Raw genomic sequence first — 13739 nt, forward strand, 5'->3', positions numbered from 1 at the left:
GAGGCTGACTTCTTTTTTTGTGTTAAATATTTAGTCTTTTTCTTTAACGGGGATGAGGACTTCGAATATCTGGTCTTCTGAGTGTTCGGATGTGGCTTCATCTTGCCAAAGCAGTTCCCAGATGTCACCATCGAGGACTAAGTTGTGTTCCTTTAGGTAATTTCTAAAGCGGTTATTGAAAATATTGATGTTGTGAATCTCATCTTTCATAAAGCCTGATACATAATAACCGGCGGGACGTTTGACAATTTTTTGAGCTTGATAAAGTGGCAATCGTTCGTCAGAGATTCTTACAAGAGCGCGGTAGGGAGCTGCGTGAAAGTTTTCTTCATAAAAGGCAGCGCCGTCTACTAAAAAACCAATCGGATAGCCACTAAATAAGTCTTTACTGTCGACGGAAGAGTAGAAACGACCATATATTTCCACCGAGTCCATACCGCCGACACTGTCGATAGTATCTGAAATGACAAAAGATTCAGCTTCACGGTAACTATAAGTGATTGATTCCAAATCAAAATTCTTTAGAGTTTCATAGCGATTGATATAACTGTCTAAAGATGTGCGAATATCTTTTAAGGCGGTTATTTGTTGGTCAACCTTAGATCGTTGGCGGTAGAACTCTTGTACAGCGTAATCTACATTTCGGTTTTTTAGAAAAGTGTGAATCTCTTCTAAAGGCATACCGATATTTTTAAGAAGTAAGATGACATCTAATTCAAAATATTGATCGATTCCATAATAGCGATAACCATTTTCGCCGATCTTGATGGGTTTGAATAGATCGATTTGATCATAATAGATGAGTGTTCGCCTGCTGATGCCAGCATATTTACCCATTTCGCTGATTGAGAGATATTTTTTCATAAGAAATTCCTTTTTCTGCTTGACTGTGACGTTACGTTACAGTTTATTCTATCACTTTAGAAGGAGGAGTAAAAGATGAAATTATTTAAAATCTTTTTCAAGAATTATCGTAAGATGTTCTTGGCAACCTTCATCTTAATGATCTTGCAAGCTGTGGGAACACTAATGATTCCGTACTATGTTGCTGAAATTATTGATGAAGGAATACTAACGCAGGATCAAGGAGCTATCTGGCGTAATGGGGGATTAATGTTGGGGGTAGCTGTAGTTACCGGGATTGTTTCCATCATTGCCAGTTATTATTCTGCGATCTTAGCCGGGCGCTTCGGCTATTTTTTACGTAAAGGCTTGGTTGAGAAGACCCAAAGCTTGTCATTAGCAGAGATGGAAGAGTTCGGTACGCCGACACTTTTAGCGAGGACGACTAGTGATATTACCAATATTCAACAAATTTTGATGATGGTATTTCAAATGATCATCCCAGCTCCTTTAATCTGCATTGCTTCGATTGTATTGACGGGAGCGATCTCTTGGCGCTTTATTTGGATTCCTACAGTATCGATTGTACTATTTTCAATTATCTCGTTAGTGGTAATCAAAAAGGCGATTCCATTAGCAGATATTATGCAACAAAGAATGGATAAGATGATGCAAGTGCTTAGAGAATTCTACACAGGCGTTCGGGTGATTCGTGCTTTTGACAAAACTAAATTCGAAAAAGAGCGTGCTGATAAAACATTTAGTAGTTATGCTGATGTGATGATTCGAGTGAATAAGATGTTTGCTGTCTTGAACCCGACGGTGAATTTGGTGATGGGATTGGGAATGACCGCTGTCTTGGCTTTTGGTGGCGTCTTAGTCTTACAAGGAAATGTCCCAATCGGTAGTTTAACAGCTATCAACGAGTATACTATTTTAAGCTTATGGTTCTTGACGATGGCGGCGATGGTGATCGTAATGATACCTAAAGCCTTAGCTTCATTAGAGCGGATCGACGAAGTCTTGGCAAAAGAAGAAGAAATCGTTGATGGGGCTAAAAATAGTTTTTCAGCAAGAAAAGATGGTCCAATTGCGGTATTTGATCAAGTAGATTTTGCTTACAGTGGAGCAGAAGAAGCTGTTTTATCTGATATTACTTTTGACATACCTGTCGGGACTACCGCGATTGTTGGCGGGACTGGCTCAGGTAAAAGTACCATTGCTAAAGCCTTACTGCGTTTTAGAGATACATCAAAGGGCGAGATTCGTTTCTTAGGAGAATCAATCAAGGATGTCTCCCAGAATACTTTAAGAGATCGGATCAGTTATGTACCCCAGAAGGCTTTTTTATTTAGCGGCACAATTGAAGACAATTTCTTATTTGGGAATCCTGCGGCGACTAAGGAAGAGATGCAGCAGGTGGCTAAGATTGCTCAGGCGGATGCGTTTATTAATGGACTGGACGATCAATATCAGGCAACAGTTGCCCAGAAAGGGAATAATTTCTCCGGTGGTCAAAAGCAACGTCTGAGTATTGCCCGAGCCTTGATCAAGCCAGCGGATTTGTATTTCTTTGATGACAGCTTTTCAGCCTTGGATTATCAGACAGATGCGAAGTTACGGCAAGCTTTGAAGAGTTATTTAAAAGATGCGGCAGTCGTGATTGTTGCTCAGCGTCTTTCTACTATTAAAGATGCCGATCAAATAATTGTTTTAGAAGAAGGAAAAATTGTAGGCAAAGGGACCCATCAAGAATTATTAACGACTTGTCGTGTGTACCAAGAATTTGCCAAATCTCAAGGAATGGAGGAGAAAAAGCATGAGCATGAAGCAAGTTGATGAAAGAGTAGATACAGAAATGCCGAAAGATATGAAAAAAACCGGCTTGCGTCTATTTAAACTATTGGCGATTCAAAAAAGCCGCTTTTTAATTATTATTACTTCCGCGATTTGTTTTGCGGCTTTGATGGCGATTACTCCTTTAATCTTAGGTTGGGGATTAGATGCGATCATTGCCTTATTTCAGAACAATCAGTTTTCTTTAAATCGTCTAGTGTCTGTTTTAACACGTCCAGTGCTTTTCTTATTTCTGACTTGGATCGGGGTATCCTTATTTTCGTTACTGCAGGAATATACTATGGCTAGTGTTGCGGAAACGCTGACCCTGCGATTAAGAAAAACTTTAACTGAAAAGTTGAATCGCCTACCGATGAACTTTTTTGACCAATACAAGACTGGCGATATTCTAACTAGAGCTACCTTGGATTTGGATAAGGTTTCAGAAGTCTTGCAAGTGGGTTTAATGCAGATGATTTCAGCGATTCTTTCTATCGTGATTGGCTTAGGCTTGATGATTTACTTAAGTCCGTTACTGACGATTGGGATTGTAGTGATTCTACTGATTAGTTTATTTTTGACAAATTATTTGGCTAATAAGAACCAAGAATATTTTTCTCAAAACCAAGTAGCTTTAGGCGCTGTGGGAACGAAGGCGGAAGAGGATTATTCAGGAAATTTAGTCATCAAGGCGTATAACCGTCAAAAAGAAACGGTGGAAGAGTTAGATGAATTAAATGAAGCGCAATTTCAAGCTTTTAAAAAAGCACAGTTTGTCAGCTTCGCTATTAATCCTTTGATTCGATTAGTGAATCAATTAGGCTTCGTGACTAGTGCAGTTGTTGGCGGGATCATGGTGATTAATGGTCAGATGTCGATTGGTTTAGTGCAGGCTTATTTACAATATGTCAATCAAGTCTCGGAGCCTATTACTCAAGTTTCTTATGTCATCAATAGTCTGCAAAGTGCTTTTGCGGCGCTAGAACGAATTTTTGAAATTTTGGATCAAGCAGAGGAAAGTGAGGAACCCTTGTCCTTGCCTGTTCCAGAAAAAGTACTGGGGGAAGTTACCTTTAAGCACGTAGCCTTTGGTTATCAACCAGAGCATTTATTAATGGAAGATGTTAACTTCAAAGTCAAACCCAAACAAATGGTAGCCATCGTTGGACCAACTGGTGCAGGGAAAACGACTATGATCAATTTGTTAATGCGTTTTTATGATTTAAATAGCGGAAAGATCGAAATCGATGGTAAAAACGTTAAGCATTTTTCCCGAGCAGCGATTCGTCGTAAGTTCGGAATGGTGCTGCAGGATACTTGGATGTTTGAAGGCACAGTGGCAGACAACATTGCTTACGGCAATCCAGATGCTACACGTCAAGAAGTGATCCAAGCTGCCAAAGCTGCCCAGTGCCATCACTTTATTCGGACATTGCCGAATGGTTACGACACGATCATTTCTTCTGAGGATGGTCAGATTTCTCAGGGTCAGCAACAACTGCTGACGATTGCCCGTGCTATCTTGGCTGATCCACAAATCCTCATTCTTGATGAAGCGACTTCAAGTGTCGATACAAGAACCGAAGAAATGATTCAACAAGCGATGGATCAATTAACTAGCGAGCGAACAAGCTTCGTCATTGCTCATCGACTATCAACGATAAAAAATGCTGATCTGATTTTGGTGATGAAGAATGGCTCAATTATTGAACAAGGCAGTCATCGCAGCCTAATGGAAAAAGGCGATTTTTATGCCAATCTTTATAATAGCCAATTTGCGCCAGTGTAAAAGGAAAGCTCGACAATTGTGTCGGGCTTTTTCTTATGCCAAAATCTTGCAGAAAATTTGTCAAAGATCGACTTTTTTATGGGAAAAGACTCATCAAAGAAGAAAAAAGTTTTTTTAAGCAGAAAAATAAATCGTTAACTTACAACTGAAAAATCGAAAAAAGATTTCCAGTTTGCGGAAATATCTTTATCTTGTTGTTAATTTTAATTGCGTAAAAAATGTAATAAACAATTATTCTATTATAATATTTTTTACTCATATTATATTATAATTAAACTTAAAAATGATGAAACTCAACAATAAGAAGTGTTTATTTGATATAATTAGGTGGATGTAATTGTAAAGATGGAGGAGAAAATAATGAAGGAAAGACAAAAATTTAAATTAATCAAATGGAACAAGCAATTGATTTCAGTGGCTACCGGAGTTTTATTTGTCAGTCAATTGGCGGTTGGTTCGGTGAATGTCATGGCTGAGACGCCAGATTATGTCCCAGCAAGTAGCCTGAAAAATCAAAATGACACCAATCAACTGACGCTAGGCATGTCTAATGCCATCATCACAGGGGAAAATCAAAAAACAGTTGGGAATAATCCCAGTGTAAGTCAGACCAAGGCGAGTAAAGGTACGACAAGAAATGGTCCAAGTGTGCAAGATGCTACGAAAGTTCCCGCTGTGGATGAATTAAAAACAGCGATCGGTGGAGTAGCTGCTGGAGGAAGCGCTGAATTTACTTGGGATGGTGAATTAGAAATTGACGGTTCCGCAATTGCGATTGATGGGAAGAATATTACACTGACTTCCACTGATGGTGCCACTATAAAAAGAATGACTGGTTATACCGGCAATGTGTTCATTGTGACAGAAGATGGTGCTGGTAATAAAGGAAGTCTAACGATTAATGGTGTGAATGTTGATGGGAACGCTAATAATAGCCAAGGAGAGTCACTTATTTCTGTGACACAATCAACTTTTACTTTAGAGGATGGGACGATTGAGAATGGAAATGGAAGAGAAGGCCCTGGGGCAATTCTAGCTAGGGGTACTAGTAGTGAGATAAGTATTAAAGGGGGAATTATCAGCAACAATTATTCGAACAGTAGAGGTGGCGCCATTAGCTCTATTTCAAGAACTAATTATTCTGACGATACAGGGATAATAAACATTGAAGGCGGAACTATAAAGGAAAATCAATCAAATGAAGGAGCGGGCGGTATATATGTTAGTAATGGAGGAACAGTAAACATAAAAGATGAAGCAGCCATTATTGGAAACAGTGGCGGTGCAATGGGTGGTGCTTTATTTCTTCTATATGCAACATTAAATATGGAAGGTGGAACTATCAGTGAAAACGAGCGGGCAGGTAACGGAGGTGGTGTGTATGCGATGCAAAGCAAAGTAAATATAAGTGGTGGGACTATTAGCAACAACAAATGTTCTTATATAGGTGGCGGTATTTTTATTACTGGTGAAAAAAGTGAATTTGATATGACTGGCGGAAGAATAGTTAATAATACATCAAACAATGGTGGTTCGGCTATATGTAATGATAATATTGGTACTTTCACCCTCACGATATCTGGAGGCTTAATCTACGGAGAAGCAGATGCGACCAATGGTTTAGTTTATAATTATAGGACTGGCGGCGACTGGGAAGACATCACCGATGATGCTGTGATCATCGCAAATGCTAAAACATCCAGTCCTTATACATGGGAAAGTGATAAAGACTTAACTTATAAATATGGTGAGGATATTCAAAGTGAAGGGACCAACAAATGGACTATTCAAGAAGATGCTGATGGGAATAATGCAGTAGGTGTTGCCTATAAGTATACGGACAGTCAAAATGCTCTCCATGAAGGTTTTATTCCTGAAACAGACGCACAGTTTGCTTTGAACTCGGATATGTTTCAAAAGGTGACGCCATCAAATCTGACCTATACTGGGGAAGTGCAAAATCCAGCTATTTCAGTTGAAGCAGAAGCTACTTATGGCAATGCTGCTCTAGCAGATGTTATTTCTCAAGAAGTAAGCAAGACACCAACATTCTTAAACCAATCGACAAGCGCCAGTGAGAGGGATGTATTAAAAAATGCTGGTACCTATGATGTTTTGGCAAGTGTGACTCCAGCAGTAGCTCCCGCGGTTAATTTATTAAATGGATCCGCAAAAATTGGTGAAATAACCATCAATAAAGCCTCCCGTACGCAAGCTGATTTTGATTACGATCAAAAAACAACTTTATATCTAAAGGAAGATGGCACAGGATTAACTCTGGGTGCAACAGATATTGTAAAAAATAAAGCAGAAATCACTAGTTTCTCAGTTAGATATATTAAAACGGATGATTCAAATAATAGAGAATTAACAGAAATGACAGAAACAGGCAAATATCGTATTAAATTAATTAACATAGAGGATGACAGTCCTAATCATGCCACGCCAGATGGTATTGTTATAGTTGATGCTGAAATAACTGTTGAAAATCAAGTGAAACCAGATAGTAGTTATTATCAAGCCGATGTACCAAGTAATCACACTTACAGCGGAAGTTTCCCGACTATCGAAATTGATGAAATAGGTGGAAATGCTAGTGAGAATAAAGGGGAAATCAACACAGTCTTTAAACAAAAAGGTGAGACGGCGGAAACCACCACACCCAATGTCGGTAACTATGAGGTATACGCACGCAACGGAGGAACCGATAAATATGCATCGGTAGATGTCAAATTAGGAGATCTGACCATCACGAAGAAACGGTTATCCATCACTGCCGTAGATGTTGAAGTCCAACAAGGGGCTGACTTACCTGAAGCAACGATCAAATATGCTGGGTTTGTGACTGGTGAAAATGAGAACTCTATCTTTTTTCAGCTGCCGACTGCCAATTATTTAGGGGACACGACGGAAGTAGGGACTTCTGAGATCGAAGTAACCGCAGGTAAAACCAATACACGAGGTGAAAATTATAATCTTGCATATAAATCTGGAACCTTAACTGTTACAGAGAAAAAACCAGATGCTAGCTTGTATGAGGTGGAAATCTCAGCTGAACATGTCTACAACGGTCAGTTTCCAGAAATAAAAGTCACGACTGACCATGAGAACTTAGGGACGCTTTCAACAGTGATCAAGCAAGGTGAAGCAGAAGGACAGACACCAAATGTCGGGACTTATCAAGTCTACGTACGAAATGCTGGTTCAGATGACTATACAGGTGCCGATACATTAGTCGGTGAATTTACCATCACCGCAAAACCGCTAACTATCACTGCTGCAGATGTGGAAGTGGCACAAGGTGCAATCTTACCAGCAGTGACAATTAATTATAGCGAGTTCGCAGAAGGTGAAGAAGCGGCGACAATTTTCAGCAGCTTGCCGACAGGAAGATTTACTGGGGATAGTGGCACAGTTGGCACTTCTGCCATCGAAGTCACACCAGGAACTGAGAATCAGCAGGCGAAGAATTACGCGATCCGTTATGTGGCAGGAACATTGACAGTCAAAGGGAATTCTGACGAAGAACAAGATCGTCTTCCAGTCTATCGAGTGTACAATCCTAATAACGGAGAGCATCTTTATACTTTAAGTGCAGAAGAAGCCCGTTGGTTGATTGATGACATTGGATTAAATGATGAAGGCATCAGCTGGCACGCTGGAAAGACTACCGGCAAAGCGGTCTATCGTCTCTACAATCCAAATTCGGGTGAACATTTTTATACTCTGGATCAAAGTGAATACAATGGTGTCGGCAGCGCTGGTTGGACGCAAGAAGGAATTGCTTTTTATACAGCAGAAGATACAAAAATTCCAATTTATCGCGTCTTCAATCCGAATTCCCAAGATGCAGGTTCTCATCATTATACGTTGAGCACTGCAGAAAATACTTGGTTGCTTCGGGAAGGTTGGAAATCTGAGGGAATTGGGTTTTATGGGAAGTAAGGAACAAGGTAGAATTAATAATTGACTTTAGGAGATGGAGATACTGTGGTTGCAGTGTCTCCATTTTTTTATATAGAAAAAAACTTTGGTTGGTGATAACTTTTTCCAAATGGTCGAAGAAGCCAAGAAGGAGTAAATTAGTAATAGATGAAAAATACATTAAAATTTATTGTTTCACCTGCAGGGAAATGTGGTAGCATAAGGTATTAAAAATTTTAAATCAAAGGATGAATGTAGATGCCATTTTCTTCTATTTTAAAGAGTTTGCCTGATCAGTTTTTTGCTCAATTAGTGGCTAAAGTAAATCAAAAAATCGCGGCAGGTTATGATGTGATTAATCTAGGTCAAGGAAATCCAGATTTACCTACGCCTCGCTATATTATTGAAGCGCTACAACAAGCTGTGGCGGAGCCTGATAACCATAAGTATTCTCAATTTCGCGGTAATCATATTTATAAGCAAGCCTGTGCTGATTTTTACCAAAAAAATTATGGCGTGACTTTAGATCCTGAAACAGAGATTGCTGTTTTAGGTGGTAGCAAAATTGGTTTAGTCGAATTACCTCTAACTGTGATGGAGCCGGGAGATACCTTATTATTACCGGATCCGGGGTATCCTGATTATTTATCGGGTACTGAATTAGCAAGAGCAAAAAAGGAATTACTGCCTTTAAAACCTGAGAATGGCTATTTACCAGATTACAGCCAAGTAGATGAAAAAATTCTAGCTGCTGCTAAATTGCTGTATTTAAACTATCCGAATAATCCTACTGGTGCTCAAGCCACACCTGAATTTTTTGCAGAGACGGTCAAAGTCGCAAAAGAAAATGATTTTCAAGTGGTTCATGATTTTGCTTACGGTGCGTTAGGTGATGGTATCACACCACCCATTAGTTTTATGACGACTGAGGGTGCGAAAGATGTGGGAATAGAATTTTATACCTTATCAAAAACCTTTAACATGGCTGGTTGGCGGGTAGCCTTTGCAGTAGGAAACAAAGAATTAATTGCTGCGATTAATTTATTACAAGATCATTTGTTTGTAGGTATTTTCCCAGCGTTGCAAGTGGCAGGCGCGACAGCTTTACAGGGCGATGGAAAAGACATCGCGGCGTTAGTTGAAACTTATCGCAAACGGCGTCAGACATTTATTCAAGCTGCTGAAAAAATTGGTTGGCAGGCATATCCGTCTAGCGGTGCCTTTTATTGTTGGATGCCAGTGGCTGAAGGTTATACTAGTGAAGCATTTGCGGATTTATTGTTGGAAAAAGCCAGTGTCGCTGTGGCGGCGGGTAATGGTTTTGGAGAACAAGGTGAAGGCTATGTACGGGTAGGCTTAACGATTGAAGAACCGCGTCTAATTGAAGCGGTGGAGAGAATTGCCGCATTAGAATTATTTAATTCCTAAACAGATTTTTTTACATTGCTAGTTTTCTAGCATAATATTAAAGAATATTAAACAAAAAAGGAGAATGTTCATGGTAAAAGTAGTAGATAATATTTTAGATCTAACAGGCGAAACACCGATTGTAAAATTAAACCGAGTGGTTCCTGAAGGTGCAGCTGACGTTTATGCAAAAGTTGAATTTTTCAATCCTGGTGGATCTGTTAAAGACCGGATTGCCAAAGCAATGGTTGAGCAAGCAGAAAAAGATGGCAAGCTACAACCAGGTGGCACAATTATCGAACCAACTTCTGGAAATACCGGTGTCGGTCTGGCTTTTGTCGGTGCTGCCAAAGGGTACAAAGTGGTGATTGTTTTACCAGACACATTTTCAGTGGAACGCCGCCGCTTGATTCAAGCTTATGGTGCTGAATTAATTTTAACGCCAGGTGCTGAAGGAATGAAGGGCGCGATTGCCAAAGCGGAAGAACTGGCTGAAAAAAATGGCTGGTTCTTACCAATGCAATTTGATAACTTAGCTAATCCAGAGATTCATCGTCAAGCGACTGGTAAAGAAATTCTGGAAGCTTTTGGCAATGATGGCTTAGATGCTTTTGTTGCTGGTGTCGGAACTGGTGGCACGATTACTGGCGTAGGTGAAGTCTTAAAAGCTGCTAATCCAAATATTGAAATCTATGCAGTTGAAGCGACTGAATCTCCTGTTTTATCAGGCGGACAACATAGCCCCCATAAAATTCAAGGAATCTCTGCTGGATTCATTCCTAGTGTGCTGGATACAGAAATCTACCAAGGAATTGTTCAGATTGATAGCGATCAAGCGATTCAAATGGGACGAGATATTGCAACTAAAGAAGGTATTCTAGGTGGGATTTCTAGTGGTGCCGCAGTTGCTGCCGCGGTTGAAGTTGCTAAAAAACTAGGCAAAGGTAAAAAAGTGTTAACTGTCATTCCAGATAACGGTGAGCGTTATTTATCTACAGCCTTATACGACTTTGATTAAAGTTGACTAATGCGTAGCCAGCGATTGAGTTCGCTGGTTTTTTTTTGATTTTTTGGAAAAAATATGAGCAAATCTAAAGAAAAATGTTTTTTTATATGTTAAAATTAATTTAGATTACATAGAAAAAACGTTTACAACAAAAATGAAAAGGGGAGAAATGTATGAAATTAATTGAAACACCAATAAAAAGCAATCTTGATTTTGAGTCAATGTATCCCAATATTTCCAAGTTTGCTTTTGAAAAAGAAACAGCTGTGAAAGTCTATAAACTATACGCTTATGATCGTACAAAAATCATCTATTTAGATCGATTTGATCGCATAGAATTACTATTAGCCAACAAAAACAGAAAAATACGACATGAAGATGTCGATACGATTATTCATCGTTTGTTAAAAGTTGGACGTGAAGATGTCACTGTCAATGTTGGTTATAAGAAACAAATGTTGGCTGCGGGTGTTAGACCAAAGAGTGATTACAAAGATATCATCTCGATCACTTATTACTACAAATAAGCAAAATTTTATGGTGCCGAGACAAAGATAATTAGTCTCTAGGCACCTTTTTTGTTATACTATGGACATATTAGTTTTTAATACCAAAAAGGAGCCTATTTATGACTAAACGATATGAAGACGATAGTTTGACCTTGCATACCGATCTTTATCAAATCAATATGATGAAAACTTATTGGGAAACGGGACGGGCAAACTTAAATGCAGTCTTCGAATGTTATTTCCGAAATATGCCTTTTGATAATGGCTACGCAATTTTTGCCGGTTTGGAAAGATTAGTAGATTATTTAGAGCAGTTGACTTTCAGCGAGAGTGATTTAGCTTATTTGGCAGAAGTTGAAAATTATCCGACTGAGTTTATTGAGTATCTACGGAATTTTAAATTTGCTTGTACCGTTCGTTCGGCGGTGGAGGGTGAATTGGTCTTTGATAATGAACCGATTATTCAAGTGGAAGGTCCTTTAGTTCAATGTCAGTTAGTTGAAACGGCGCTATTAAATATTGTTAATTTCCAGACGTTGATTGCGACAAAAGCTGCCCGAATTAAATCAGTCATTGGTGACGATCCTTTACTAGAATTTGGTACTCGCCGGGCGCAAGAATTAGATGCAGCTATCTGGGGAACTAGAGCGGCTTATATTGGTGGCGCAGACGCTACTAGTAATGTACGGGCAGGGAAAATATTTGGTATTCCAGATAGTGGTACCCATGCTCATGCACTAGTGCAATCTTATGGAAATGATTATGAAGCCTTTAAAGCTTATGCGCAAACCCATAAAAATTGTGTTTTCTTAGTTGATACTTATGATACGTTAAATTCTGGTGTCCCAAATGCGATAAAAGTTGCTAAGGAAATGGGCGACAAAATTAATTTCCAAGGAGTCAGAATTGATAGCGGAGATATGGCCTACATTTCTAAGCGAGTACGCCAACAATTAGATGAGGCGGGCTTCACTGAAGCAAAAATTTATGCTTCTAATGATTTAGATGAAAGCACAATATTGAACTTAAAAATGCAACACGCCAAGATTGATGTCTGGGGTGTTGGCACAAAACTAATTACCGCTTATGATCAACCAGCATTGGGTGCGGTATTTAAATTAGTTTCAATTGAAAATAAAGAAGGCAAGATGATCGATACCATCAAATTGTCTAGCAATGCTGAAAAAGTAACGACCCCTGGAAAGAAACAAGTCTGGCGCATCACACGAAATTCTGATCATAAATCACAAGGAGACTATGTGACATTGTGGGATGAATATCCACCAGAAGAAGCGGAAATCTTCATGTTTCATCCGGTCTATCCTTACATCAACAAGACAGTTAAGGACTTTACTGCACGACCAATCTTGCAAGATATTTATGTTGACGGTGCACTTGTTTATGATTTACCATCGTTAGAAGAGATTAAAGCCTCTTCAGCGAAACGTCTAGATTCTCTTTGGGATGAATACAAACGTGATTTGAATCCCCAAAAATATCCTGTCGATCTTTCGACTGATTGTTGGAATCACAAGAACAAAATCATCGATGAGGTTCGCAAACAAGTGTCAAAAATGCAGCAGCAAAGGAATGATTAAATGAGCTTACAAGCAGAAATTATTCAAGAATTAGGGGTCTCACCAGAAATTGATGCCTCAGCAGAAATTCGTAAAAGTATTGATTTTTTAAAAAGTTATTTGAAAAAATATCCTTTCTTAAAAAGCTTTGTATTAGGCATTAGTGGGGGACAAGATTCTTCATTGGCTGGTCGTCTAGCACAGTTAGCGATGGAAGAAATGCGGGCGGAAACCGGTGACGCTAGTTATCAATTTATCGCGATTCGTTTACCTTATGGCGAACAAGCAGATGAAGCAGATGCGACTCGGGCATTAAACTTTATTCAACCGGATGTGAGTTTAAGCGTCAATATCAAAGGCGCAGTTGATGCCCAAGTGGCAGCGATTGAAGAAAATGATTTGACTATTTCTGATTTCAATAAAGGCAACATGAAAGCTCGCCAAAGAATGATTACTCAATATGCCGTGGCTGGCGAAAACAATGGTGCTGTGATTGGGACCGATCATGCGGCTGAAAATATTACTGGCTTCTTTACTAAATACGGTGATGGTGGTGCGGATATTTTACCTTTGTTCCGTTTAAATAAACGCCAAGGAAAAATGTTGTTAAAAGAATTGGGTGCCGATGAAGCAATTTATCTAAAAGTACCAACAGCTGATTTAGAAGATGGCAAACCATTAGTAGCGGATGAAGTCGCTTTAGGTGTGACTTATGATGATATTGATGATTATTTAGAAGGTCGTGAAATATCGACTGACGCTCAAACAAAAATTGAAAACTGGTGGAACAAGACGCAACATAAACGTCATTTGCCAATTACAATTTTTGATGATTTTTGGAAATAGAT

General features: G+C 39.2%; 9 protein-coding genes. 8 read left to right on the forward strand and 1 reads right to left on the reverse strand.

The features are described 5' to 3' along the window. Positions 1 to 30: 30 nt before the first annotated feature. Positions 31 to 864, reverse strand: a complete 834-nt coding sequence (locus tag KUA55_RS01800) for a MerR family transcriptional regulator (protein ID WP_218324461.1) — start codon at positions 862 to 864, stop codon at positions 31 to 33. Positions 865 to 939: 75 nt separating this feature from the next. On the opposite strand from KUA55_RS01800, the gene KUA55_RS01805 reads away from it, so the two are divergent. The 8 genes from KUA55_RS01805 to nadE all read left to right on the forward strand — a co-directional run bounded on the left by KUA55_RS01805 (position 940) and on the right by nadE (position 13737). Then, on the forward strand, positions 940 to 2682 hold the full coding sequence (locus KUA55_RS01805) for an ABC transporter ATP-binding protein (RefSeq protein ID WP_218324462.1): 1743 nt from the start codon (positions 940 to 942) through the stop codon (positions 2680 to 2682). Then, positions 2663 to 4468, forward strand: coding sequence for an ABC transporter ATP-binding protein (locus KUA55_RS01810; protein WP_218324463.1), 1806 nt, complete (start codon positions 2663 to 2665; stop codon positions 4466 to 4468). Before KUA55_RS01805 ends, KUA55_RS01810 begins: the two co-directional genes overlap by 20 nt. A gap of 360 nt (positions 4469 to 4828) precedes the next feature. After that, positions 4829 to 8413, forward strand: coding sequence for an MBG domain-containing protein (locus KUA55_RS01815; protein ID WP_218324464.1), 3585 nt, complete (start codon positions 4829 to 4831; stop codon positions 8411 to 8413). Between the two features lie 237 nt (positions 8414 to 8650). Continuing rightward, positions 8651 to 9820, forward strand: a complete 1170-nt coding sequence (locus KUA55_RS01820; RefSeq protein WP_218324465.1) for a pyridoxal phosphate-dependent aminotransferase — start codon at positions 8651 to 8653, stop codon at positions 9818 to 9820. Between the two features lie 70 nt (positions 9821 to 9890). Next, the gene (cysK, locus tag KUA55_RS01825; RefSeq protein ID WP_218324466.1) at positions 9891 to 10817 is read left to right on the forward strand and encodes a cysteine synthase A; all 927 of its coding nucleotides are present in this window, start codon (positions 9891 to 9893) and stop codon (positions 10815 to 10817) included. A 161-nt stretch (positions 10818 to 10978) separates the two neighbouring features. Further along, positions 10979 to 11332, forward strand: coding sequence for a DUF1827 family protein (locus KUA55_RS01830; protein WP_218324467.1), 354 nt, complete (start codon positions 10979 to 10981; stop codon positions 11330 to 11332). A 101-nt stretch (positions 11333 to 11433) separates the two neighbouring features. Further along, positions 11434 to 12912 carry a nicotinate phosphoribosyltransferase gene (locus KUA55_RS01835; protein ID WP_218324468.1) on the forward strand — a complete coding sequence of 493 codons (1479 nt, stop codon included), beginning with the start codon at positions 11434 to 11436 and terminating at the stop codon, positions 12910 to 12912. Continuing rightward, positions 12913 to 13737 carry an ammonia-dependent NAD(+) synthetase gene (nadE, locus tag KUA55_RS01840; RefSeq protein WP_218324469.1) on the forward strand — a complete coding sequence of 275 codons (825 nt, stop codon included), beginning with the start codon at positions 12913 to 12915 and terminating at the stop codon, positions 13735 to 13737. Positions 13738 to 13739 lie beyond the last annotated feature (2 nt).

Source organism: Enterococcus alishanensis (assembly GCF_019218635.1).
In the GTDB taxonomy this organism is placed as follows: Bacteria; Bacillota; Bacilli; order Lactobacillales; family Enterococcaceae; genus Enterococcus_A; species Enterococcus_A alishanensis.

Excerpts from the sequence above, each read along its gene's own strand:
- KUA55_RS01800 (WP_218324461.1), bottom strand. The coding sequence starts at position 864 with ATGAAAAAATATCTCTCAATCAGCGAAATGGGTAAATATGCTGGCATC.
- KUA55_RS01805 (WP_218324462.1), top strand. The coding sequence starts at position 940 with ATGAAATTATTTAAAATCTTTTTCAAGAATTATCGTAAGATGTTCTTG.
- KUA55_RS01810 (WP_218324463.1), top strand. The coding sequence starts at position 2,663 with ATGAGCATGAAGCAAGTTGATGAAAGAGTAGATACAGAAATGCCGAAA.
- KUA55_RS01815 (WP_218324464.1), top strand. The coding sequence starts at position 4,829 with ATGAAGGAAAGACAAAAATTTAAATTAATCAAATGGAACAAGCAATTG.
- KUA55_RS01820 (WP_218324465.1), top strand. The coding sequence starts at position 8,651 with ATGCCATTTTCTTCTATTTTAAAGAGTTTGCCTGATCAGTTTTTTGCT.
- cysK (WP_218324466.1), top strand. The coding sequence starts at position 9,891 with ATGGTAAAAGTAGTAGATAATATTTTAGATCTAACAGGCGAAACACCG.
- KUA55_RS01830 (WP_218324467.1), top strand. The coding sequence starts at position 10,979 with ATGAAATTAATTGAAACACCAATAAAAAGCAATCTTGATTTTGAGTCA.
- KUA55_RS01835 (WP_218324468.1), top strand. The coding sequence starts at position 11,434 with ATGACTAAACGATATGAAGACGATAGTTTGACCTTGCATACCGATCTT.
- nadE (WP_218324469.1), top strand. The coding sequence starts at position 12,913 with ATGAGCTTACAAGCAGAAATTATTCAAGAATTAGGGGTCTCACCAGAA.